Raw genomic sequence first — 22,828 nt, forward strand, 5'->3', positions numbered from 1 at the left:
ACGCGGGCCATCACCCGGACCGTAGGACGTCCTAGCTTCTGGCGGTACCGTGGCACGAAAGCGCTGGTGCTGGGAGGAGTCGCAGTGAACCCGGAGTTCGACGTCTACGACCTGGGCGAGGAGCGCGCCGCACTGCGGGAGTCGGTCCGCTCGCTCTGCGAGAAGGAGATCGCCCCGCACGCGGCGGAGGTCGACGCGACGCCCCGCTTCCCCCGGGAGGCCCGCACCGCGCTCACCGCGGCCGGCTTCCAGGCGATCCACATCCCGGAGGCGTACAGCGGCGAGGGCGCCGACTCGATCGTCGCCTGCATCGTCATCGAGGAGGTCGCACGCGTCGACGCGTCGGCCTCGCTCATCCCGGCGGTGAACAAGCTCGGCTCGATGCCGATCATCCTGTCCGGCTCCGAGGAGCTGAAGCAGCAGGTCCTGCCGACCATCGCGTCCGGCGAGTCGATGATCAGCTACGCGCTCTCGGAGCGCGAGGCCGGCTCGGACACCGTCTCGATGCGCACCCGCGCCCAGGCCGACGGCGACGACTGGATCCTCAACGGCACCAAGTGCTGGATCACCAACGGCGGCGAGTCCGACTGGTACACGGTCATGGCGAAGACCGACCCGGACAAGGGCGCCAACGGGATCTCGGCCTTCGTCGTGCACAAGGACGACCCCGGGTTCAGCGTCGGCCCCAAGGAGCACAAGCTCGGCATCAAGGGCTCGCCGACCACCGAGATCTACTTCGAGAACTGCCGCATCCCGGGCGACCGCATCATCGGCGAGCCCGGCAGCGGCCTGAAGACCGCGTTCGCGACGCTGGACCACACCCGCCCGACCATCGGTGCGCAGGCCGTCGGCATCGCGCAGGGCGCCCTCGACGCGGCGGTGGACTACGTCCGCGACCGCAAGCAGTTCGGCAAGGCGATCTCGGAGAACCAGGGCGTGCAGTTCATGCTCGCCGACATGGCGATGAAGATCGAGGCGGCCCGCCACCTCGTCTACGTCGCGGCCGCGAAGGCCGAGCGCGGCGAGAAGAACATCGGCCTGGTCGCGTCGGCCGCGAAGTGCTTCGCCTCGGACACCGCGATGGAGGTGACGACGGACGCCGTGCAGCTCTTCGGCGGCGCCGGCTACACCACCGACTTCCCGGTCGAGCGGATGATGCGCGACGCCAAGATCACCCAGATCTACGAGGGCACCAACCAGATCCAGCGCATGGTGATGGCCCGGCAGGTCCTGCGGGGCTGACGCCCCGCGTCAGAGCACGCGCAGCGCCTTCTCCACCTCGCCCTTGCGGTCCAGCGCCGCGAGGTCGGGGTGGCGAACCTGCACCAGTGAGCCCCCGACGGCGAGGACCGCGAGCAGACCGTCGACCAGGCCGCCCTCGAGTCGCAGCGGCCAGTCCGCGATGGACAGAACGCGGGACCCGGCGTCGTACCCCAGTTCCGCGGCCCGACGGCGGGACACGGTCACCACCTCGTCGACGCTCGCGTCGTCGAGCGCCGGGGCGTCGCCGGGGACGGGGTCGAGCGGGGCGAACGCGTCGCCGTGCATCCGGACCTCGCTCGCGTAGTCGACCGCGTCGCCCGGCAGCCCGTCGAGCGGGCGGCCGAAGGCGTCGAGGGACAGCCCGACGACGAGGCCCGCGGCGGTGGCCGCGTCGAGGTGCTCGGCGTCGGCGAGCGCGACGTCGGCGCCCGCCGGGTCGTCGGTCACCACCGCGCCGTTCCACCAGGCACCGAGCAGCACGGCCGCCGTCTGCCAGTGCGCCGGCAGCAGCACCGCCACCCGCATCCCCGGCTCGACGTCGCACTCGTCGCGCAGGAGGTTCGCGGTCTTCGCGATCCAGTTCGCCAGCGTCTCGCCGGAGAACTCCAGACGCTCGCCCGTGGCGTCGTCGTAGAACGTGATCAGCGGCCGTCGCGCATCGGCGGCGAGCGCGGGGGCCAGCAGGGCGTCCGTGACGGTCATCGGCTCGTGAGGATACGGCCGGCTCAGTTCACGCAGGGCACCCCGTCGGCGGTGATCGGCGGTTGCGACGGCGGCGGCGGCGCGCTGTCCTGCGAGTCGCCGGTGGGCTGGGGCGCCACCGCGCCCGGACCCTTGTAGTCGGACGCGAGCAGCACCCGGACGGTGTTCGGCGGCACCGTCGGGTCGGGCTTCGTCGTCAGCCCGCCGAGCGTCTTCGCGACGACGCCCGCGGCCGCGTCGCCGCCGGGGCCGAACACGATCGACGACGCGTCGGTGTGCTGGTCGGCGTTGCCCGAGGTGACGTGGGTGTAGCCCTGCGCACCGAGGATCTGCACGACGCGGCCCGCGGCGCCCTCGGTGCCCGAGGCGTTGCGGACGTCGACCGGGATCGTCCCCGGCGCGGGTCCACTGGGCGTGGCCGCCGTGGGTGCGGGCTTCGGGCCGATCGCGTCGGCGACGAAGCGCTGTACCTCTACGGGGTCGACCTTGAGCGCATCGCCCGACGAGGTGTTCTCGCCGCCCTGGGTCGGGATCGTCATGAACGACACCGAGCCGCCGCTGACGCCCTGCATCTGCTGCGCCAGGCCGAGCAGGTCCCAGCCGTTGTCGAGGATGACCGACTGCTTCACGGCGTCGAGGAGCTTGGTGAGGGTGATCGGGTCGGCGAGGGTGCCCGCGGACAGGATCTTGTGGGAGAGCCCGGCGAGGAACGCCTGCTGGCGCCGGACGCGGTCCAGGTCGCCGAGCGGCAGCCCGTGGCGCTGGCGGACGAACGCCAGCGCGTCCTTGCCCTGCACCGTGCGCGGACCGGCGGCGAAGTGCGCCCCGGAGAAGTCGTCGTCCACCGGGTTCTTGAGGCAGACGTCGACGCCGCCGATGGCGTTCGTCAGGTTCGAGAAGCCGAGCAGGTTGACCTCGGCGTAGTGGTCGACCCCGATGCCGGTGAGGTCCTGGACCGCCTCGATGAGCGACTGCCGTCCGGCCTCGGAGGACTTCACGTCGACGTCGGCGGGGTTGCTGTCCCCACTCGCCGCGAGCTGCTGCTGCGCGGCGGCCTTGGCGGCCGGGTAGACCGAGTTCAGCTTCCCCTTGCCCGTCTGGCCCGGCAGCTTCACGAAGCTGTCGCGGGGCAGCGAGAACGCCACCGCGCGGCTGCCGTCGTTCGGCACGCGCACCAGCATCATCGTGTCGGTGTTGAGCTCGCCGTCCGCGGACCCGGCGTCGAGTTGGTTGAGGACGTCGCGCGGCAGCGGGTTGCCCTGCGCATCGGTCCGGCTGTCGGTCCCCACGAGCAGGATGTCGGTGGCGCCGTCGGCGGCGGTGCCCTTCTTCGACAGTGCGCCGGAGCTCGAGAAGCTGCCCGAGAGCGCGGCCCACGCGGTGCCGCTCATCGCGAACACCAGGACGGAGGCGACGACGGCGACGATGCGCAGGATCCGCCGGCCCCGGCCGGGCTTCGGACCGTCGCCCGACGGTGGCGCCGGCGGCCCGCCGGGACGGGGCGGCGGGACGGGGCGTGCCGGGGCCGGGCGCGTCGGGGCGGCACCGTTCGGACGGGCACCGTCCGGGCGCTTCCCGGCGGCCCCGGCCGGCGCCTTGGCGTCACGCGGGGGCGCCTTGGGATCCCGCGGCGGTGCCTTGGCGTCACGCGGGGGCGCCTTGGGATCCCGCGGCGGTGCCTTGGCGTCACGCGGGGGCGCCTTCGGCTCACGCGGCGGCGCCTTCGGTTCGCGCGGCGGTGCCTGGGGCTCGGGCGGAGGGCCACCGCCACGGGCGGCGCCCTCGGGCGGCGGGCCGTCCCGGAAGCCGACCGTGCCCCGGCGTCCGCGGGCCTCGTCGGCGCCGGGGGCCTCACCGGGACCCCGCGCCGCGGGCGGGCCGTTCGGGGCCGCCGCAGGCTCGGCGCCGCGTCCGGCCGACGGTCCGAACCGGCGTCCGGGATCCCGCGGGGGACGACCACGCTCGTCCTTCACGCGGGCCTCCCTTCGGGGTCGGCGGGCCCGGGCAGCCGGGGGTCGGGGTCGGGCGTCCGTGTCACCGTTGCCGCGCGGGGGGACCCGCGGGGCGGCGCTCGCGAACGAGGACGTCATCGTCCGTCGTGCGCAACTCACCAGGCAGGTTAGACGGCCTCCACGGCGGTTCGTGCCCACCACCCGTTCGGGCCTGCCACGGCGCGTCGGAGGATGACACACGCTCGCGCAGGTCCTCGGAGCCGGGACGGCCCCCGGGGACCTGGGATCCGACGACGCGGGGCCGATGCCGACGACGGGAGGACGACGACGTGCGCTGGATGGTGACGGGAGCGGGCGGGGCGCTCGGGACGGACCTCGTCCGGCAGTTGCGCGCGGACGGTGAGCGGGTGGCCGCCTTCACGCGCGCCGAACTCGACATCACCGACGCGGACGCCGTGGAGCGAGCGGTCGCGGCGTGGGTGGAGCCGGACGCCGTCGGGCCCGCCGTGCTGCTCAACGCCGCCGCGTTCACCGCGGTCGACCTGGCCGAGACCGACCCCGACGCGACGCGCGCCGCCGAGGCGGTCAACACGGTGGCGCCCGGCCTGCTCGCCGAGGCGTGCGCCCGCCACGGCGCCCGGATCGTCCACGTCTCCACCGACTACGTCTTCGACGGCGCGGGACCCGGGCGCACCGCCCCGGACGGCGGCACCGCCGGGTACGAGCCGGACGATCCGACGGGTGCGGCGGGTGTCTACGGGCGCACCAAGGAGGAGGGCGAGCAGCGGGTCCGCGAGGCGGCGGCCGCCCATCACGTGGTGCGCACCGCCTGGGTCTACGGCGGCACGGGCGCCAACTTCGTGGGCACCATGGCCCGGCTGGCCGGCGAGCGGGAGACCCTCGACGTCGTCGACGACCAGCACGGCTCGCCCACATGGTCCGCGGACCTCGCGGCCGGACTGGTGGCGCTCGGGCGCTCCGACGTCGCGCCCGGCACCCTGCATGCGACCGGCGGCGGGATCACCACGTGGTGCGGGTTCGCCCGCGCGGTGTTCGAGGAACTGGGCGCCGACCCCGAGCGGGTCCACGGGTGCACCACCGAGCAGTTCCCGCGCCCGGCACCGCGCCCGGCGTGGTCCGTGCTCTCCCCGGCCTCGTGGACGGCGGCCGGACTGCCCCCGCTGCGCCCCTGGCGCGACGCCCTCGCCGCGGCGGTGCGCCGTCACCCGGAGCTCATCGGCCGTACCCCCGCCGTGCGCTGAAGGGTAATCATCAGACGACGGACGGCTTCCCCGCGCCGCCGCCCGGCGGCACCCGTCGTCGGGACCTTTTCTCGACCCCGATCAGGCGTGTCGGCGAAAGACCGTCACCTCCCGGCGCCCCGCGCGTTGGTCGGGCATGGCGATGGAGACGGTCCTGCTGGCCCTCCTGGGTGTGGTGGCGGTCTGGTTGGTCATCGACGCCGGGCGGGAACGCCATCGTCTCCGTGCGCGGATGGACCGCGCCGCGCGCCGAGCGGTCGGTGACGACAGCCCCATGGGCGTCTCCGCCTCGCACCGCCGGTCCGTCCGCACGCCGGCCCCGGCGGCCCGTCCCGCGGAGCTGAACACCGGCGGCGTCGGACCCGACTCGTGGCGCTACTGGCCGCTCGCGCTCCCGGCGACCGACGAGTTCCACCGGTAGCCCTCGGGCGGGCCGCGTGATCGCCGCCCGGACCCCGGGGCCAGGATGGCCCCCATGACCGCGGCGCCCCGGAGCTCCAGCGCGACCACGACGTACGGCGACGGCCTGGCCGTCGTCGTCGTCACCTACTCCCCGGGCGACTCGCTGGCCGCCTTCCTCGACTCCGTCGTCGACGCGACCGACCGCCCCGTCCGCACGGTGCTGGCGGACAACGGCTCCGTCGACGGTGTCCCCGAGGCCGCCGCGTCGGCCGGGCGGGCCGAGCTGCTGGGCATGGGGGAGAACCTCGGCTACGGCGCCGCCGCCAACCGGGCCGTCGCGGGACTGGACCGGTCGGTCGGCTGGGTGCTGGTCAGCAACCCCGACATCGTCCTGGGCGCGGGCGCGCTCGACACCCTGCTGGAGGCCGCCGAGCGCTGGCCCCGCGCCGGGTCGCTCGGCCCGTTGATCCACACCGACGGCGAGGTCTACCCCTCGGCGCGGCTCCAGCCGTCCCTCGGGCGCGGGATCGGGCACGCGCTGTTCGCCCGGGTGTGGCCGGGGAACCCGTGGACGCGGTCCTACCGGCAGGAGGGCTCGGTCGAGGAGCGGACGGCGGGATGGCTCTCCGGCTCGTGCGTGCTGCTGCGTCGCGAGGCCTGGGACTCCGTCGACGGTTTCGACCCGCGGTACTTCATGTACTTCGAGGACGTGGATCTCGGCGACCGGCTCGGACGCGCCGGCTGGCTCAACGTCTACGTGCCCGACGCGCAGGTGGTACACACGGGCGGCCACGCCACGACCCGCGACGACGGGACCTCGGCGCGGATGCTCCGCGAGCACCACCGCAGCGCGTACCGCTTCCTCGCCGACCGCTACTCGGGCGCCCGGTGGGCCCCGCTACGCGGCGGGCTGCGGATGGCGCTCGCCGCGCGGGCGCGCTGGGAGACCCGGAAGCAGCGGGCCTAGCCGAGGCCGAAGAGGCGCTTCCACCACGGCACGCGGATCCCGACAGGCGGCGTGGTGGGCGTGTCGTCCGGCCCCGGCCCCGGGCTGGAGTCGGGGCGCGGGGTGGCGGGGCGGGCGGCCGGTGATCCGCCCTGGGCGGGGAACGGCGCCGTGCGCGGCCGGGTGGCGGCGGTCCGCACGGTCGGCGGCTCCACCGGTGAGAGCGGGCGCATCAGCGTCGGGTCCGAGACCTCGACCGGCGTCGTCTCCGGCTCGCTCGGATTCGGCCGCCCGTGGCTCCCCCGACGGTGCGGGTCCTGACCGGGTCCCGGACGACGCCCGTCGGCAGGGGGACGCGGCGACGGCGGCCGCCCGGGCTGGCGACCGTGCGTGTTCATCGACCCGTTCTGGTACCCCGGAGTCGGGATCATCTGGGTCTTCGAGGCGTCGAACGGTGACTCGGCGTTGTCGGGTGTCACGACGGTGCCGTTGCGTTGCTGCGCGCGGGCGATAGCCTGCTGAGCACGGTCCCACGCGTTCGACGGCTCCACCACGCTGCTCCTGCCCGGTCTCGGTCGGAGTGGCCCCGACGGCGGGGTCCGTTACCCGTTACGTGCCGAGGAACGTCACAGTAGCGCCCGGCCGGGACGCCGTCGTCACGCCGGGCCCACACGATCATGAGGGAGGTCGGTCGTGGACACCATGGGGGGACTCGACCGGACGGCCGCCGTCGTCCTCGTCGGGGGGCAGGGGAGCAGGCTGCGCCCGCTCACCGCCTCGACACCGAAGCCGATGCTGCCGACCGCGGGCGTGCCGTTCATCGGGCATCTGCTCTCGCGGATCGCCGCGGCGGGGATCCGCCGGGTGGTGCTCGGGACCTCGTACCGCGCGGAGGTCTTCTCGTCCTATCTCGGCGACGGTTCGTCGTTCGGGCTGCAGCTCGACTGCGTGCCCGAGCCCGAGCCGCTGGGCACCGGCGGCGGCATCCGGCACGCCGCGGACGCGCTCGAGGACGACTACGACGAGATCATGGTCTTCAACGGCGACATCCTGTCCGGGGTCGACCTCGGCGCCGTCGTCGACGAGCACCGCGCCGCGTCGGCCGACGCGACGCTGCACCTGGTGCGGGTGCCCGACCCGACCGCGTTCGGCTGCGTGCCCACCGACGACTCGGGACGGGTCGAGCGATTCCTCGAGAAGACGCTGAATCCGCCGACGGACCAGGTCAACGCGGGCTGCTACGTGTTCCGCCGCGAGGTGGTGAACGCGATCCCGACCGGGCGCGCGGTCTCGGTCGAGCGCGAGACGTTCCCGGGGCTGCTCGACCGCGGCGCCCGGCTGCAGGGGCACGTCGAGTCGTCCTACTGGCTCGACCTCGGGACGCCGGCCGCCTTCGTGCGCGGCTGCGCCGACCTGGTGCAGGGCATCGCCCCGACCTCGGCGCTGCCCGGGCCCGTCGGCACCGCGCTGCTGCTCGAGGGCGCCAAGATCGCGGGGTCGGCGTCGCTGTCGGACGGCACGACGCTCGGGCGCGAGGTCGTCGTCGGCGACGGCTCGCGCGTGATCGGATCGGTGGTCATGGACGGTGCGCGGATCGGCGACAACGTCACGGTGACCCGCTCGGTGATCGGGCCCGGCGCGGTGATCGGCGACGAGACCGTCGTGAACGACGCGGTCGTCGGCGACGGCGTCTCGGTCGGCGCCGGGTGCGAGCTCCGCGAGGGCGTGCGGCTCTGGCCCGGCATCACCATCCCGGACGGTGGTCTGCGATTCTCGGGGAGTGCCTGAGGTCCGTTCCGCCACGGAGGCGAAGCGCAGCGGAGCCCGACCGTCCGAGTCTGCTCCGGCCGGAGCCCGGCGTCGTCGGTGGGAGCCCGGTTTCGTCCTCGACATCGGGGCGCTGATCGGGCCGCTGCGGCACGGTCGCGGGGACCCCACCTGCCGCATCGACGACGACGGCGTCGTCTGGCGGGTCTGCTCGACCCCGATCGGCCCGGCGACCACGCGGATCCGGCGCACCGGCACCGAGGTCGTCGCCGACGCCTGGGGCGACGGCGCCGAGTGGGTGCTCGACGGCCTGCCCGCGCTGCTGGGCGCCGAGGACGACGACGCCGGCTTCGTGGGCCACCACCCCGTCGTCGCGGACGCGCGTCACCGGATGCCGGGCCTGCGCCTCGGCGCGACGGGCGCGGTGTGGGACCTGCTGTTCGCCGCCGTCCTGGAGCAGAAGGTCACCGGGACCGAGGCGCACCGCTCCTGGCGGGAGCTGTGCTGGCGCTTCGGTGCCGCCCCGCCCGGACCGGCCCCGCGCGGCATGCGCGTCCCGCCGACGCCGAAGGACACCAAGGCCGTCCCGGACTGGGAGTGGCACAAGGCCGGCGTCGACAGCGCGCGACGGCGGGCGATCCTGGCCTCGGCGACCGTCGCGCACCGGCTGGAGAAGGCGGTCGAGCTACGGGGGCTCGAGGGGCGGACCCTGCTGCGCAAGATCCCAGGCATCGGCGTGTGGACCGCCGCCGAGGTGGCCCAACGGGCGTGGGGCGACCCGGACGCGGTCTCCGTCGGGGACTTCCACATCCCCTCGACCGTCGGCTACGCCCTCGTGGGCCACAAGCTCGACGACGCCGGGATGCTCGAGGTCCTGGCGTGCTACGCGCCGCAGCGGCAGCGGGCGGTGCGCTACATCGAGGCGTCCGGTTTCCGGCGGCCGCGGTTCGGGCCGCGGTACTCGCCGCGCGACTTCCGCGAGATGTGAGGGTGTCCCGATCCAGGGGGGCGGCATGCAGGGGTGGAGTGCGGCGGAGGTGGCGCGTGCGAGCGGCGCGTCGCTCGCGCAGCTGACCGCCTGGGAGGGTTCCGGGCTGGTGGTGCCCGACGTCGTGTCCGACGACGGGTACCGCGCCTACGGTCCCGACGACCTCGTCCGGCTCCGGCGCGTCCTGCTGCTGCGCGCGCTCGGAGTGCCCGACGACGGGATCGGGGCGGCTCTCGACCGCACCGACGACCTCGCGACGGCGCTGCGGATGCACCTCGACGTCCTCGAGGCGATGCGCGAGCGGCTGGGGCGGCAGGTCGACGGCGCGGCGGCGCAGGCCCTGGCGGCGCGGCACCGCGGGCTCACCGGGCCGGACGTGTCGCCCGGGGTCGCCGACGCCCTGGACCGCCACGGCCTCGGGACGGCCGCCTACGCCCGGGACGCGCTCGCCGTCGCCGTGGGGTGATCGGGCCGGGAGGTCTCCCGGTGTGCGGCGCGCACACGGCGAGCCAGGTCGGCGTGGTGTGTCGGCGCTGGTGTGCGTCGCGCACACGGCCGGGCCAGGGCTGATGGGGACTGCTGGACCTCGTCCGCATGTCCGACGGGGCGTGATCACGAGTTCGGGAGCGTGTCGCGTCAGATCTTGCGCGTGTCGCTCCCGAAGTCGCGATGTTCGAGGAGCGCGACGGCCGGCGGACGACAGGGACCGGCGAGCCGCGGGCCCGGTCGCAGGCGTCGCTCGCGCGATCCCTGCGGGGGTCCTCGAGGTTCGCACAGGGCGGGGTGTCGGCAGCCCTGGTCGTGTGTGCCCCGCACACCGGCGCGGGGGCCGGATGCCGACGACGTCGGCCGTGTGTGTCCCGCACACCGGCGCGGGGCCGTCGACAGCGCCTGTCCGTGTGCGCGTCGATCCCGCCGAGCCCCGAGCCCCGAGCCTCAGCTCAGGAGCAGGGCCCGGCCGAAGGCGACGTCGTCGGGCAGCTCCGCCAATGGCCACCACCGCAGGTCCACCGACTCGTCGCTGCGCACCCCGCGGGCCCCCGCTGGCGCGCGGACGAGGTAGCGGACGTCGAGGTGGCGGGTCGGGATCCCGAGCGAGCAGGTCACCGGGTGCACGTCGAGGTGCACGGGCGCCTCGGAGATCGTCAGGCCCTCGATGCCGGACTCCTCGGTCGCCTCGCGCAGGGCGGCGCCGGCGAGCGTGGTGTCCTCGGGCTCGATGTGCCCGCCGAGCTGCAGCCACCGCCCGACCCGGGGATGCAGCGTGAGCAGCGCGTGCTCCCCGGCCTCGTCCACCACCAGCGCGGACGCCGTGAGGTGCCCGGCCTCGCAGGAGCGCGAGCACGCGTCGTCCCGCACCGCGAGATAGGCCAGCAGGGCCTCGCGGATCGCGGACTGCCCGGCGTCGGGGGCCTTCCACGCCGCCAGTACCCGGGTGGCGTCGGCGTGGACCGCCGCGGTCGGCGAGCTCACCGTTCGAGCAGCCGCTCGTCGGGCCCGGCGTCCGGGCGGGCGGCGGGCGGCTCGGCCGGGTGCCCGACGGCGACCGCCCCGAGCGGCTCCCACTCGGGCGGCAGGTCGAGCACGGACCGGGTGACGTCCGCGGCGAAGATCGTCGAACCCACCCAGCACGACCCGAGCCCCTGGGCGGCCAGCGCCACGAGCAGGCCCTGTACCGCCGCGCCGCCGGCGACCGTGAACATCGACCGCTCGCAGTCGGCCCGCCGCTCGTCGGGGTAGTCGTGGGCCCCGCCCTCGGGACCGCGCACCAGGAAGGGCAGCACCAGCTCGGGAGCGCGCCGCAGCAGGTCACCGCGCGCGGTCCGTCGGGCGATCTGCTCGGCGGTGAACCCGTCGGCCTTCAGGTCCACCTGCCACGCGTCGCCCATCGCGTCGAGCAGGGCCGCCCGCCGGGCCGGGTCCCGCAGCCAGACGAAGCGCACCGGACGGGAGTGGTGCGGGGCGGGTGCGGTCAGGCCCGCGCTCACCGAGCGGCGGACCGCCTCGGGATCGACCGGGTCCGGGCCGAACGACCGGACCGACCGCCGCGCGCCGACCGCCTCCTGCGCCCCCCGCGCGAGCGCCTCCGCCGTGCCCAGCCAGAACAGGTCCTCCTCGACGGGACGCACCAGCTCGCCCGCCGACCGCCCCGCGCCGATGAGGTGGCGCAGGCCGCGCACCACGGCCACCGGCACGCCGCCGAGCTTGCCCTTGACCAGGTCGGCCGCGGCGGCGACCTCGTCGGCGACGGCGACCTCGGTGACCAGCAGCTCGTTGCCCTGGGCGTCGAACGCACCGCCGTAACCGTGCAGCGCGACGAGGCCGGCGGAGCCGATCGCGGCGTCGGTCTGCCCGAGGCGCCAGCAGCGGCCCATGGTGTCGGTGACGACGACCGCGACGCGCACCCCGAGCGCGGCGGTGAGCCCGGCCCGCAGCGTCTCGGCCGAGCCGTCCGGGTCCTCGGGCAGCAGCGCGACCTCGTCGCCCTCGACGTTCGACCCGTCCACCCCGGCCGCCGCCTGCACGATCCCCAGGCGGTTGGTGACGATCTTCGTGCGGCCCTTGGTGGCGATCAGGCGCACGGTCTCGTCGTCGATGAGCGCCCGCCGGGCGGTGTCGCGCTCCTCGGGGTCGCGCGGCACCGTGACGAGCCTGCCCTCGACCTTGGAGAGCACCTTCGAGGTCACGACGACGACGTCGCCGTCGGCCAGGGTGGGTTCGAGCGCGGTGGCGAGGGCGGCCGTGAGGTCGTCGCCGGGGCGGAACTCGGGCAGTCCCGTCACGCCCCAGGCGGTGACCGTGCCGGTGGCCCGGTGGTCGGTGTGCTCAGCCTGCTCAGCCTGCTCAGACACCGGCGAGCCCGACCACGTCCAGCGCCTCACGGACCATGGCCGCCGTCGCCTCGGCATCGCTCATGAGCAGCGGCACCGAGCGCACGGCGACCCCCGGGACGTCCGCGGTGTCGCCCTCCGCCACGAGCCAGCCGTCGAGCAGGCCGCCCTCGGCGCGGGCGCCGTAGTGGCGCGCGACGCCCTCGGCGGAGACCTCCACGCCGATCGCGTCCAGGCACGGCTCGGCCATCCCGCGCACCGCGGCCCCGCCGATGATCGGCGACACCCCGACGACGGGTCCGGGGGCCTGCGCGAGCGCGGCCCGCAGCCCCGGGACGTCGACGATCGTGCCGATGCTGACCACCGGGTTCGACGGGGCGAGCAGCACGACGTCGGCGTCGGCGATCGCCGCGAGGGCGGCCGGGCAGGCGCTCGCCTGGTCCCGTCCCACCGACGCGAACCCGTGGGCGGTCGGCCCTGCGTGGTGGCGCACCCACCACTCCTGGAAGTGCACCGCGCGGCGCTCGCCGGTCTCGGGGTCGTCGATCACGACGTGGGTCTCGACGCGGTCGTCGCTGGCCGGGATGAGCGCGACGCCCGGCGACCACCGGCGGCAGAGCGCCTCGGTGATCTGGGAGAGGGGGTAGCCGGCGCGCAGCATCCGGGTGCGCACCAGGTGGGTGGCGACGTCCCGATCGCCGAGTCCGAACCACGTCGGGTCGGCCCCGTACGCCTCCAGCTCGGCCTTGACCGACCAGGTCTCGTCGGCGCGTCCCCAGCCCTTGCCGGTGTCGATGCCGCCGCCGAGCGTGTACATGCACGTGTCGAGGTCCGGGCAGACGCGCAGCCCGTGCAACCAGATGTCGTCGCCGATGTTGACGACCGCGCGCACCTCGTGCCCCGAAGCAGCGTCACCGTCGCCCAGCGCTGCCAGTACTCCCTGCAGGAACCGCGCGCCGCCGACGCCCCCGACCAGAACCGTCACCTTCACACCGCTGATCGTGCCCCGACCCCCCGACAGCGTGCCGCTCCGGGGCCCGGAAGCCGACCGGTCACCGCTGCCAGAAGAAGAACAGCTCCTGGCCGAGGCTCGCGAGCGTGCTGTCGCCGCCGACCGCGCCGTAGATGAACGACGCGAACGCGAACAGCGCGCTCGCCACCGGGCGCACGAACACCAGCAGCCCGAACAGGACCAGCGGGGCGTAGGGCGCGAAGCGGGAGACCGCGGCCCGCGTCTGGTACGAGAGGTACGGGTCGATCACGCCCCAGCCGTCCAGGCCGGGGATCGGCAGGATGTTGAGGATGAAGGCCAGGACCTGGATCAGCGCCAGGAAGGACATCCCGGCGCCGAGCAGGGGCGGCACGAACGGCACGACGACGGCCAGCAGGAACGCCAGCAGCAGGTTCATCAGGGGCCCGGCGATCGAGACCGCACTGGCCGCGATCCGGGACCGCAGCGCCGAGCGCTGGATCCACACCGCGCCGCCGGGCAGCGGGATGCCACCGATGAGCAGGAACAGCAGCGGGAGCACGAACGTCAGCCCGACGTTGGCGTAGCGGCGGATGTCGAGGGTCAGGTACCCGAGTCCGCGCACCGAGTGGTCGCCGCAGCGGTCGGCGACGAGCGCGTGGGAGAACTCGTGCAGGCACAGTGACACCGCCCAGCCCGCGAGGACGAGGATCACGACACCCGCCGTCACCGGGATCCGGGTGCCGAGGAGGGTGAGCGCGCCTCCCGCCGCCGTGACGAGGACGAGCCCGAGGAAGATCGGGCTGATCCGGGGGGAGCTCCGGGCGGAGAACACGCTGGCCACGGTTCCAGTGTCCCAGGCCCGCGGTACCGTCCTTCGCCACGCTGCGTCGATGAGATGGCCGCTCGCGTTCACCGCACGTGACGACCGTCCGTCGCGACATGCGGCCGGTTGTGTGGCTCAGCTTGACCCACATGGAACGACACCGCTGTAATTCACTGCGAGGTACACGCCGGTGCGGGGCCGGCGCTCCGCCAGCTGGGGAGTGCTAGCGGTGAGGGAGGCCGTGTGAACGGTGCGGAGAGCGGGTCGGTGGTGCTGGGCAGCGTCGGATCTGACGGATCACGGGATGTCCTCGGTGAGCTGATGGCCATCGCGGGCGAGGACGAACAGGAGTGGCAGGAGCGCGCGCTGTGCGCCCAGACCGATCCTGAGGCGTTCTTCCCGGAGAAGGGCGGATCCACGCGGGAGGCCAAGCAGATCTGCAACAGCTGCGAGGTCAGGTCGGAGTGCCTGGAGTACGCCCTGGGGCACGACGAGCGTTTCGGGATCTGGGGCGGGCTGTCGGAACGGGAGCGCCGTCGGCTCAAGCGCCGGGTCGTGTAGCCGGGCGCGCGGACGGCGTCGTCCCGTCGTCCGCACGTGGTCGAGGGGACTGCTCCCCGACCCCCGGCCACACCCCTGACGGTGGCGTCGTGGCGCCCTTCTAGTCTCGGGGTCGTCCGGCGCACGCCGGGGAACCGACGACGGCGCGACGAACGCGGTGGGGGCGAGGACGCTCCCGCCGTGCCCGCGGGAGGGACGGACGCGTGGCTCCGACGGCGCCCGTGCTGGCAGTTCTGGTCTGTCACGACGGCGAGACCTGGCTGCCCGAGACCCTCGGCGCGCTCGGACGCCTGACCGTCGGGCCGCGCCGGGTGATCGCCGTCGACACCGGCTCGACCGACTCGACGCCGGACCTGCTGCGCTCGTCCAACCGGGTCGACGTCGTCCTCGACCTCCCCCGGGACACCGCCTTCGGGACCGCGATCGCGGCGGCCGTCGCGGACGCCGACCGTCGCTGGGGCGCGCCCGGCAGCGAGCGCAGCTCCGGCGAGTGGCTCTGGGTGCTGCACGACGACGCCGCCCCCGAGCCCTCCTGCCTGGACGTGCTGCTCTCGGTGGCGGAGTCCTCGCCCGCGGTCGCGATGCTCGGGCCGCTGCAGCTCGACTGGGACGACCCCCGCCTCGTCGTCGAGGCCGGACTGTCCACCGACTCCTCGGGACACCGCCAGACCGGGATCGGCTCCGACGAGCTCGACCTCGGGCAGTTCGCGACGAACTCCGAGGTCCTCGCCGTGGGCTCCGCCGGGGCGCTCGTGCGCCGCCGGGAGTGGGACGCCCTCGGCGGGTACGACTCCGCCTACGGCCTGCTGCGCGAGGACGTCGACCTCGGCTGGCGGATCAACCGCGCCGGCGGCCTGGTGCTCTGCGTCCCCTCCGCCCGGCTGCACCACGCCCGCGCGGCGAGCACCGGCAACCGCGCCCTCGACGCCGCCGCCGTCAACGGCGCCGCGCCGCCCACCCTCCGCACCGTCGACCGCCGCAACGGCCAGTGGACGGTGCTCGCCAACGTCTCCGGCGCGGCGTTCGCCTTCGGCCTGGTGCGGTTCCCGGTGCTCGCGCTGCTCCGCGCGCTGGGCTTCCTGCTGCTGCGCCGCCCCGGCGACGCCGGCGCCGAGCTCGGCGCGACCAGCCGGGTGCTCTCCGACCTGTCCGACCTCAGCGAGGCCCGCCGGCGCCGCGTGCCTGCGGGGTCCGGGGTGCCCCGCGGGATGCGCGGCCTGCTGACCAGCCGCACGACCCGGCTGCGGAACGCGGTGCAGGGCGGCCTCACCCGGGTGGTCCGGGCCCGGATCCGCGACGAGCTCGACCTCGGCCGGCTGCCCGACTGGGCCGCCCGGCCGTCCCGGCCCGCCGCGTCGTCGGTCGCCGCCGCCGACGGCCCCGAGGAGGGGTCGCTGCTCGTCGGGCAGGGCGCCCTGCCCGCCGGGGCCACCGCCCCGAGGCGCAGCACGCGCCGCAAGGCCGGGCTGCGCCGCCCCGGGGAGGGGGTCGGCGTCACGCTCGCCGCGGCCGGGGCGGCCGCCGGGGTCCCGGCCGGCCCGACCGAGGCCATCGTCTCGCCGCACGCCGAGACCTCCGTCGTGGGGATTCCGCGCACCACGGACGACGAGCGATCGGCCGCCGACGACGAGTCCCTCGTCGTCGTCCCGGTCACCGTCGGCCGGGTGCTGCGCGAGCTGCTGCTCGCCCCGCCGCTGCTCATGGTCGTCGCACTGACGGCGGTGTCGCTGCTGGTCAACCGGTCCCGGCTCGGGCTCGACCTGGCCGGTGGGCGGATCGCGTCGCTGCCGGGCCTGGGCGCGCTGTGGAGCTCCTACCTCGCCGAGTGGCACCCGGTCGCCGGCGGCACCGCCGCTCCCGCGTCGGCCGCCCTCGCCGTCGTCGGGGTCCTCGGGGGAGTGCTCTGGCCGTTCGTGGGCTCCGACGGTCCCGGCGTCGCGGTCTCGCTGCTGCTGCTCGGGGCCCTGCCCCTCGCCGGGCTCTCGGCCTACCTCTCCACCCGCGACATCCGGGTCGGCCGCGTGCTGCGCGCGCTCGCCGGCGCGGTCTACGCCTTGCTCGGGATCGCGGGCGCCGCGGTCGCGCAGGGCAGGCTCGACGGCGTCGTCGCGGTGGTCCTGCTGCCCGTGGTCCTGGCCGGGGTCGCCGCGGTGCTGCGCGGCAGCCGCATCGAGGGCCGTCGCGGGTCGTGGTGGAGCGCGGCGGCCGGGACCGTGCTGCTGCTCGCGGCGGTCTCGGCGTTCGCGCCGCTCGTCTACGTGCTCGTGCTCGTCGTCGTGGTGGTCGGGTTCGTCCTCGTGCCCGCGCCCGCCGGGGCCGCCCGACGGCGGGCGATCGCGCTCGGCGTCGTCGTCGTGCTGCCCGTGCTGCTGCTCATGCCGTGGCCGTCGACGCTGCTGCGCGCGCCCCAGATCCTCGTCCACGGCACCGGCTCGCCGGTGCTCGAGCAGTTCGCCGGCGCGCTCGACGTCCTCTCGCTCGACCCGGGCGGACCCGGCTCGCTCCCCGTCGTCGGCCTCGTGGTGCTGATCGCCGCCGTCGGCGGGGCGCTGCTCGCGCCGCGGCGCAGCGTCGCCCCGGGTCTCGCGATCACCGTGCTCGGCGTGGTCGCCGCGGGGATCGTCGGGTCGGTCGCGCTCCCGCCGCTGTCCGGTGGCGACGCCCGCCCCGGCTGGACGGGCGCGGCGCTGGCGTTCGCCGCCTGCGGGACCGTGTGGACGCTGCTGGCGCTGGTCGCCGAGGCCCAGGTGACGCCGCTCGGCACGCTCGTGACCGGGCGCAGCGGCCCGAGGCACCGGCCCGCGCCCCGTCGTCGCGGCGAGTCCGAGATCGACCTGGGTCCCGACGGCGTGCTCTCCCGCGTCGGGGGTGGGACGCGCTCGGCCGCCTCCCGGGTCGGCACCGTGGTGGGGTCCCGGTTCCGGACCCGTCGCGCCGCGGAGGGAACCGGCGGGCGCCGGGCCCGCGGCGCCGCCGTCCCGGTGACCGCCGCGGTGGCCGTCGCGCTCGCGGTGTCGGCCATGCTGCTCTCCTCCGGCGGACCCCTCGCCCCGCGTCCGGCCGCGACGCTCGACCCGACGCTCGCCGAGAAGCTCACCGGCGCCGGGGCGACCGTCGCCGACGTCGGCCTGACCCGGCTGCCCGACGGTCCCGGCTACGCCCTCGACGCCGACCGCACCCGCCGGTCCGGGCCCGACCTGCCGCGCTACGGCGACGACGACCTCGCGCCGGTCGGCGCCGCGCCCGCCCGCCTCACCCGCGACGTCACCGCGCTCCTGTCCGGCGACCCCGCCACGGTGCAGGCCGGCGCCGCCGAGCTCGCGACCGCGGGCACCGCCGCCGTCGTGCTGCCCGACCCTGCCGTCGCCGATCGCGCCAAGGCGGCCGGGACGCCGCTGCTCACCGACGCGCCCCCGACCAGCGACGGCCGCCCGGTGCTGGCCATCGGGCTGCCCGCCGCCGGGGCCGTGATCCTCGAGCCGCCGGTCTCCGACGACGCCACCGACGCCAAGGCCGCCCCGACGAAGGCCGCGGGCATCACCCCGTTGCCGGCGACACCCCCGACGGTGGGCGTGCAGATCTCCTCGGGCGCGGACCGGCGGCTCGTGGTGCTCGCCGCCGAGCGCGAGTCCGGGTGGAACGCCACGGTCGGCGGCCGGCCGGCGCCGATCGTGTCGGCCTGGGGGCACCTGGTCGGCGTGGCGGTGCCGTCCGGGGGTGGCCCGGTGGTGGTCGCCCGCGACGACACGCTGCGCAGCCTGCTGCTGCTCGGCCAACTCGCGCTGGTGCTGTTCACGGCGGTCTCCGCGCTGCCCTCGCGTCGCAGACTGGACTGAGTGTCAGGGGGTGGCGCTAGCGTCCGGGAGGTGATCGATCACTTCGGGTTCCCGGTCGCCGACGTCGACGCCTCCGTCGCGACCTATCTGCGTGTGTTCGCCCCGCTCGGCCTGCAGGAGGCGATCCGCATCCCGCACGAGGGCAGCTCGGTCGTCGGGCTCGCCGGGGCCGCGGGCATCCCCCAGTTCTGGCTCACCCCGGGCGGTGCGCTGGGCAGCGAGCTTCACGTCGCGTTCTCGGCGCCGGACCGCGCCGCGGTCGAGGCCGTGCACGCGGCGGCCGTCGAGGCCGGGGTGGAGGTGCTGCACGCGCCGCGGGAGTGGCCGGAGTACCACCCGGGCTACTACGCGGTGTTCCTGCGCGACCCCGACGGGCACAACGTCGAGGCCGTCACCCACGGGTTCTGAGGCTCGCGGTCAGCCCTCGCCGTCGACGGTGTCGGGCTCGACGCCGAGGTACTCGGCCACCTGCTCGACGAGCACGTCGTGCAGCAGGTCGGCCAGGTCCTCGCCGTCGAGCGCGCGGGCCTCGAGGGGCCGGCGGTAGAGCACGATCCGGGCGCGGGTCGCGGCCCCGCGGCGGTCGACGCCCGCGGGCACCAGCCGCGCGAGCGGGATCTCCCCGTCACCGACCACGCCGTCCTCGTCCGGGGCCGCGTCGCTGATCTCGGGCACGTCGTCCACCGCGACGTCGAGCTCCTCGAGCTCGGCGCCCCAGCGGTCCTCGATCGGCTCGAGGGCCTCGAGGACGACGGCGTCGAAGCGCTCCGCCCGGGTGCGGGCCGCGGGCGAGCCGGCCGGGTAGAGCGGCGCGCGCATCCCGCGTCCGCGGCGGTCGCGACGCCGCCTCGGGCGGGCCGGGAGCGTGGCGCGCGCCGAGCCGCGCTCCGACCGGTCGGGCTCCCGGGCGCCGGTCCGCGTCCCACCTCTCGCCACGCCGCGCGAGCCTACGCCGCCCGCGGGTCGGACAGCGTGCGGCCGGGAGAGTGGCGCGCCGGGGGGTCGTCGCGGCGGGTTCCTTGATCACCAGCACATGGGGCAGGCCGCGGGGCCTCCGAACCTGCCCAGTGTGCCCTTGGTGGGGCGGCTGAGGCCGTGGTCGTCCGGACACGACCGGCACGTGACCGGACGGTGACGTCGGACCCTCGACGCGCCGAGCGCGCCTGTGCGGCGTCCGAGCCGGAGGCGACTATGGTTCCGGCTCGTGCGAGGAGTGCGGAAGTGCTCACGGACCGGGTGCGGCCGTGCGGCCGTTGCCACGCTGACGTACGTCTACTCCGATTCGACGGCCGTCGTGGGTCCGTTGGCGACCAGTGCGGAGCCCCACTCGTACGACCTCTGTGAGCACCACGCCCTGCGCCTCACCGCCCCCCGGGGCTGGGAGGTCGTGCGCTACGAGGGCGAGTTCCCCTCGGAGCCCTCGGCCGACGACCTCACCGCGCTCGCCGAGGCGGTGCGCGAGGCCGGCCGGGCGGAGCCCCCGAGCGAGGCCGTCGGACAGGTCGGCGCGATCGCGGGCACCGGGCGGCGGGGACACCTGCGCGTCCTGCCGGACCCCTCCGGCTCCTGACGGGGCGATCGCGGGAGCCGCCCGGCGACCGGCACACCATCGGGTGGCCGCCGTGCCGCACGGTGTCGGGCCCGGCCGATACGCTGGCCGACGTGAGCAGTTCAGCGCCAGCTCAGCACGCCAGCACCGAGACCGCGGACGCCGCCCGCGCCCGTGTAGTGAGTCAGGTGATCAAGGCCTATGACGTCCGGGGGCTCGTCGGTGAGCAGCTCGACGCCGCCTTCGTGCGCGACGCCGGGGCCGCGTTCGCCCAGCTCCTGATCGGCGAGCAGGGCGGCGCGCCGACGAACGGGATCGTCGTGGGTCACGACATGCGGGACTCCTCGCCGGAGCTCGCCGCCGCGTTCGCCGAGGGGATCACCGGCCTCGGGGTCGACGTCACCGAGATCGGCCTGGCCAGCACCGACATGCTCTATTACGCGTCGGGCGCCCTGAACGCGCCGGGCGCCATGTTCACCGCGAGCCACAACCCGGCGCGCTACAACGGCATCAAGCTCTGTCGCGTGGGCGCGAGCCCGGTCGGGCAGGACACCGGGCTCGACGAGATCGCCGCGCTGCTCGACCAGGGGCCGGGCGCGGCCGCCGGTGCCGACCCGTCCGGGACGACGGGCAAGATCGCGCAGCGCGACCTCCGGGACGACTACGCGGCCTACCTGCGCAGCCTCGTCGACCTCTCGGGCATCCGGCAGCTGTCCCTCGTCGTCGACGCCGGCAACGGGATGGCGGGCTACACCGTTCCGGCGGTGCTCGGCCCGCTGCCCATCGAGGTGCACCCGCTGTACTTCGAGCTCGACGGCACCTTCCCGAACCACGAGGCGAACCCGCTGGACCCGGACAACCTCGTCGACCTGCAGCGCGAGGTCTCCAACCTCAAGCACGTCGACGGCGGCCTGGCCTTCGACGGCGACGCGGACCGCGTGTTCCTCGTCGACGAGAAGGGCGACGCGGTGAGCCCCAGCGCGATCACCGCGCTGGTCGCCACCCGCGAGCTGGCCAAGGAGCCGGGCGCGACGATCATCCACAACCTGATCACCTCGCGCGCCGTCCCCGAGATCGTCACCGAGGCCGGTGGCGTCCCGGTGCGCACCCGCGTGGGGCACTCGTTCATCAAGGCGACGATGGCGCAGACCGGCGCGATCTTCGGCGGCGAGCACTCGGCGCACTACTACTTCCGGGACTTCTTCCGCGCCGACTCCGGGATGCTGGCCGCGCTGCACGTGCTGGCCGCACTCGGTGAGCAGGACAAGCCGCTCTCGGAGCTGATGGCGCAGTACTCGCGCTACGCGGCGTCGGGCGAGGTGAACTCCACCGTGGACGACCCGCAGGCGAAGATGGCCGAGGTCGAGGAGCGCTACGGCGACCGCGACGACGTCACCACCGACACGCTCGACGGGCTGACCGTCTCGTTCGAGAACGGGGACTGGTTCAACCTGCGGCCCTCGAACACCGAGCCGCTGCTGCGACTGAACGTGGAGGCGTCGGACGCCGGCGCGATCGACGCGCTGCGCGACGAGGTGCTCGCGGTGGTGCGGCGATGAGCGCCGGCCCGCTGGGCCTCGACCCGGTGCTGCTCGAGATCCTCGCCTGCCCCGCGCCGGACCACGGCGAGCTGCGTCCGGGCACCCCCGACGACGGGTCCGCCGCGGCCCTGACGTGCCAGAGCTGCGGGCGCAGCTACCCGGTGACCGAGGGGATCCCGGTCCTGCTCCTCGACGAGGCGACCGGCGGTCCCGACGACGCCGGGTCGTCGGCGAGCCGGGGCGGCGGGGCCGCCGGGACTCCCGCGGACGGGTGAGCGCCGTGCTCGACGAGGCACTGCTCGAGGACACCGGCCGGCTGCTCGACGCGGACCGGGCCGGACTGCTGCGTGCCGCGGCGACGGCGGGCGCCCAGGTGCGCGCCACGTGGGCCGCGGCGGTCGAGGCCGGCGTCGGGTCGCAGGGCGCCCTGGACGGGCTGCGCCCCCGGGCGCTGGTCCTGCTCGCGCGCGCCGGGACCGAGCAGGCCGCGGCCCGGCTGGTCGCCGCGCTGCTCGCGCCGACCTGCCCGTGCCCCGTCGTCGTCAGCGAGGTCGCGCCGCCGTGGCTGGGGGCGCTCGACGTCGTCGTCGTGTCGCACCGGGGCTCCGAGCGCGACCCGGGCGACGCGCTGGTGGCGGAGGCGGTGGACCGCGCGGTCCGGCGCAGCGCCCACGTCGTGCTCACCGGCCCTGCCGAGGGGCCGGCGCCCGCGGCCGCCGCGGGCCGGGCGATGCAGGTGGTGCCGCGGGTCCCCGGGCTCGAGGGTCTCTCGACGGCGACCGACCTCGCGGCGACCCTGGCGACCACCCGGGCGCTCGGTCTGCTCGAGATCGACGGCGAGGCGCTCGCCGACCGGCTCGACGACGAGGCGGAGCGCAGCGGGCCGCGCCACGAGGCGTTCGTGGCGCCGGCGAAGGCGCTCGCGCTCCGGTTCGCCGAGCACACCCCGCTGCTGTGGGGCACCGACCCGGTGGCGACGGCGCTCGCGGGCTACGGCGCCGTCGTGCTCGCCGCCCACGCCGGCGTCGTCGCGCACTCCGGGCCGCTCGCCGGCGCGTCCGCGGTGCCCGCCCTCGCCGCCCGGCTGGAGTCCGACACCGCCGCCGACTCGATCTTCGCGGACCCGTTCGAGGACCCGGGCGGGGACGCGCCGCCGCCCCGCCTCGCCGTCGTCTCCGTCCGGGAGGACCTCGGGACCCGCCGGTTGGCCGAGGACGCGACGCGACGCTGGCCGTCGGCGGACCTGCTCGAGCTCGACGACGTCGAGCTCGCGGGGGACACCCCGGGCCACGACGCGGTCCGCGCGGGCGTGCTCGGCCTGCGGCTGGACTTCGCCGCGCTCTACCTGGGCCTGGCCACCGGGACCACCGGCGCCGACCCGGCGGACGCGGCACGCCCGGGCGTCGGTGCGGGATGACCGACGGCCCGGCAC

At 75.6% G+C, this 22,828-nt stretch carries 22 protein-coding genes; 14 read left to right on the plus strand and 8 right to left on the minus strand.

The features are described 5' to 3' along the window. Window positions 1–84: 84 nt before the first annotated feature. Window positions 85–1,242, plus strand: coding sequence for an acyl-CoA dehydrogenase (locus LQ327_RS29085; protein WP_230739482.1), 1,158 nt, complete (start codon window positions 85–87; stop codon window positions 1,240–1,242). 9 nt (window positions 1,243–1,251) lie between these two features. On the opposite strand, the gene LQ327_RS29090 is transcribed toward LQ327_RS29085, so the two are convergent. Continuing rightward, on the minus strand, window positions 1,252–1,965 hold the full coding sequence (locus LQ327_RS29090; protein WP_230739484.1) for a TIGR03089 family protein: 714 nt from the start codon (window positions 1,963–1,965) through the stop codon (window positions 1,252–1,254). A 23-nt stretch (window positions 1,966–1,988) separates the two neighbouring features. Beyond that, window positions 1,989–3,938 (minus strand): LCP family protein, encoded by a 1,950-nt coding sequence (locus LQ327_RS35060; RefSeq protein WP_230739486.1) that lies wholly within the window; start codon window positions 3,936–3,938, stop codon window positions 1,989–1,991. A 317-nt stretch (window positions 3,939–4,255) separates the two neighbouring features. Here LQ327_RS35060 and rfbD point away from each other — a divergent pair, with 317 nt between their 5' ends. From rfbD to LQ327_RS29110, 3 genes are all read left to right on the plus strand, one after another. Continuing rightward, window positions 4,256–5,179 (plus strand): dTDP-4-dehydrorhamnose reductase, encoded by a 924-nt coding sequence (gene rfbD / locus LQ327_RS29100; RefSeq protein WP_230739785.1) that lies wholly within the window; start codon window positions 4,256–4,258, stop codon window positions 5,177–5,179. Between the two features lie 136 nt (window positions 5,180–5,315). Then, window positions 5,316–5,600 (plus strand): hypothetical protein, encoded by a 285-nt coding sequence (locus tag LQ327_RS29105; RefSeq protein WP_230739489.1) that lies wholly within the window; start codon window positions 5,316–5,318, stop codon window positions 5,598–5,600. A 54-nt stretch (window positions 5,601–5,654) separates the two neighbouring features. After that, complete coding sequence (locus LQ327_RS29110; RefSeq protein ID WP_230739491.1) at window positions 5,655–6,548, plus strand: glycosyltransferase family 2 protein; 894 nt, start codon at window positions 5,655–5,657, stop codon at window positions 6,546–6,548. On the opposite strand, the gene LQ327_RS29115 is transcribed toward LQ327_RS29110, so the two are convergent. After that, entirely contained in the window at window positions 6,545–7,081 is a 537-nt protein-coding gene (locus tag LQ327_RS29115) for a hypothetical protein (RefSeq protein WP_230739492.1), read from the minus strand. The genes LQ327_RS29110 and LQ327_RS29115 overlap by 4 nt on opposite strands. 148 nt (window positions 7,082–7,229) lie before the next feature. On the opposite strand from LQ327_RS29115, the gene manB reads away from it, so the two are divergent. The 3 genes from manB (at window position 7,230) to LQ327_RS29130 (ending at window position 9,748) form a co-directional block, all read left to right on the plus strand. Beyond that, on the plus strand, window positions 7,230–8,315 hold the full coding sequence (gene manB / locus LQ327_RS29120) for a mannose-1-phosphate guanylyltransferase (RefSeq protein ID WP_230739786.1): 1,086 nt from the start codon (window positions 7,230–7,232) through the stop codon (window positions 8,313–8,315). Window positions 8,316–8,418: 103 nt separating this feature from the next. Continuing rightward, the gene (locus tag LQ327_RS29125; RefSeq protein ID WP_230739787.1) at window positions 8,419–9,282 is read left to right on the plus strand and encodes a DNA-3-methyladenine glycosylase family protein; all 864 of its coding nucleotides are present in this window, start codon (window positions 8,419–8,421) and stop codon (window positions 9,280–9,282) included. Window positions 9,283–9,331: 49 nt separating this feature from the next. Next, window positions 9,332–9,748 (plus strand): MerR family transcriptional regulator, encoded by a 417-nt coding sequence (locus LQ327_RS29130; protein ID WP_230739494.1) that lies wholly within the window; start codon window positions 9,332–9,334, stop codon window positions 9,746–9,748. 470 nt (window positions 9,749–10,218) lie between these two features. Here the strand turns inward: LQ327_RS29130 and LQ327_RS29135 are convergent, their stop codons facing one another. From LQ327_RS29135 to LQ327_RS29150, 4 genes are all read right to left on the minus strand, one after another. Further along, complete coding sequence (locus LQ327_RS29135) at window positions 10,219–10,755, minus strand: NUDIX hydrolase (protein ID WP_230739496.1); 537 nt, start codon at window positions 10,753–10,755, stop codon at window positions 10,219–10,221. Continuing rightward, window positions 10,752–12,134: a coenzyme F420-0:L-glutamate ligase gene (locus tag LQ327_RS29140; RefSeq protein ID WP_230739498.1), complete on the minus strand. Its 1,383-nt coding sequence runs from the start codon at window positions 12,132–12,134 to the stop codon at window positions 10,752–10,754. The genes LQ327_RS29135 and LQ327_RS29140 overlap by 4 nt, the downstream gene beginning before the upstream one ends. Continuing rightward, the gene (gene cofD, locus LQ327_RS29145; protein WP_230739500.1) at window positions 12,127–13,104 is read right to left on the minus strand and encodes a 2-phospho-L-lactate transferase; all 978 of its coding nucleotides are present in this window, start codon (window positions 13,102–13,104) and stop codon (window positions 12,127–12,129) included. Before cofD ends, LQ327_RS29140 begins: the two co-directional genes overlap by 8 nt. 61 nt (window positions 13,105–13,165) lie before the next feature. Next, window positions 13,166–13,927, minus strand: coding sequence for a site-2 protease family protein (locus tag LQ327_RS29150; RefSeq protein WP_230739503.1), 762 nt, complete (start codon window positions 13,925–13,927; stop codon window positions 13,166–13,168). 303 nt (window positions 13,928–14,230) lie between these two features. Here LQ327_RS29150 and LQ327_RS29155 point away from each other — a divergent pair, with 303 nt between their 5' ends. The 3 genes from LQ327_RS29155 to LQ327_RS29165 all read left to right on the plus strand — a co-directional run bounded on the left by LQ327_RS29155 (window position 14,231) and on the right by LQ327_RS29165 (window position 18,714). Continuing rightward, window positions 14,231–14,470, plus strand: a complete 240-nt coding sequence (locus tag LQ327_RS29155; RefSeq protein ID WP_230739788.1) for a WhiB family transcriptional regulator — start codon at window positions 14,231–14,233, stop codon at window positions 14,468–14,470. 203 nt (window positions 14,471–14,673) lie between these two features. Beyond that, complete coding sequence (locus LQ327_RS29160; RefSeq protein WP_230739504.1) at window positions 14,674–18,306, plus strand: glycosyltransferase; 3,633 nt, start codon at window positions 14,674–14,676, stop codon at window positions 18,304–18,306. 30 nt (window positions 18,307–18,336) lie between these two features. Beyond that, window positions 18,337–18,714, plus strand: coding sequence for a VOC family protein (locus LQ327_RS29165; RefSeq protein WP_230739505.1), 378 nt, complete (start codon window positions 18,337–18,339; stop codon window positions 18,712–18,714). Window positions 18,715–18,723: 9 nt separating this feature from the next. Here the strand turns inward: LQ327_RS29165 and LQ327_RS29170 are convergent, their stop codons facing one another. Next, window positions 18,724–19,125, minus strand: coding sequence for a metallopeptidase family protein (locus LQ327_RS29170; protein ID WP_230739790.1), 402 nt, complete (start codon window positions 19,123–19,125; stop codon window positions 18,724–18,726). A 394-nt stretch (window positions 19,126–19,519) separates the two neighbouring features. Between LQ327_RS29170 and LQ327_RS29175 the strand changes: the two genes are divergently transcribed. The 4 genes from LQ327_RS29175 (at window position 19,520) to LQ327_RS29190 (ending at window position 22,813) form a co-directional block, all read left to right on the plus strand. After that, on the plus strand, window positions 19,520–19,876 hold the full coding sequence (locus LQ327_RS29175; protein ID WP_230739791.1) for a DUF3499 domain-containing protein: 357 nt from the start codon (window positions 19,520–19,522) through the stop codon (window positions 19,874–19,876). 158 nt (window positions 19,877–20,034) lie between these two features. Beyond that, window positions 20,035–21,414 (plus strand): phosphomannomutase/phosphoglucomutase, encoded by a 1,380-nt coding sequence (locus LQ327_RS29180; RefSeq protein ID WP_230739792.1) that lies wholly within the window; start codon window positions 20,035–20,037, stop codon window positions 21,412–21,414. Continuing rightward, window positions 21,411–21,671: a Trm112 family protein gene (locus tag LQ327_RS29185; RefSeq protein WP_230739507.1), complete on the plus strand. Its 261-nt coding sequence runs from the start codon at window positions 21,411–21,413 to the stop codon at window positions 21,669–21,671. Before LQ327_RS29180 ends, LQ327_RS29185 begins: the two co-directional genes overlap by 4 nt. Continuing rightward, window positions 21,668–22,813, plus strand: a complete 1,146-nt coding sequence (locus tag LQ327_RS29190; protein ID WP_230739509.1) for a hypothetical protein — start codon at window positions 21,668–21,670, stop codon at window positions 22,811–22,813. Before LQ327_RS29185 ends, LQ327_RS29190 begins: the two co-directional genes overlap by 4 nt. Window positions 22,814–22,828 lie beyond the last annotated feature (15 nt).

Source organism: Actinomycetospora endophytica (genome assembly GCF_021026375.1).
GTDB classification, from domain to species: domain Bacteria; phylum Actinomycetota; class Actinomycetes; order Mycobacteriales; family Pseudonocardiaceae; genus Actinomycetospora; species Actinomycetospora endophytica.

Bases quoted from the DNA above. Each gene is read 5' to 3' on its own strand.
- LQ327_RS29090 (WP_230739484.1), bottom strand. From the start codon at position 1,965: ATGACCGTCACGGACGCCCTGCTGGCCCCCGCGCTCGCCGCCGATGCG.
- rfbD (WP_230739785.1), top strand. From the start codon at position 4,256: ATGGTGACGGGAGCGGGCGGGGCGCTCGGGACGGACCTCGTCCGGCAG.
- LQ327_RS29105 (WP_230739489.1), top strand. From the start codon at position 5,316: ATGGCGATGGAGACGGTCCTGCTGGCCCTCCTGGGTGTGGTGGCGGTC.
- LQ327_RS29110 (WP_230739491.1), top strand. From the start codon at position 5,655: ATGACCGCGGCGCCCCGGAGCTCCAGCGCGACCACGACGTACGGCGAC.
- manB (WP_230739786.1), top strand. From the start codon at position 7,230: ATGGGGGGACTCGACCGGACGGCCGCCGTCGTCCTCGTCGGGGGGCAG.
- LQ327_RS29155 (WP_230739788.1), top strand. From the start codon at position 14,231: ATGGCCATCGCGGGCGAGGACGAACAGGAGTGGCAGGAGCGCGCGCTG.
- LQ327_RS29170 (WP_230739790.1), bottom strand. From the start codon at position 19,125: ATGCGCGCGCCGCTCTACCCGGCCGGCTCGCCCGCGGCCCGCACCCGG.
- LQ327_RS29185 (WP_230739507.1), top strand. From the start codon at position 21,411: ATGAGCGCCGGCCCGCTGGGCCTCGACCCGGTGCTGCTCGAGATCCTC.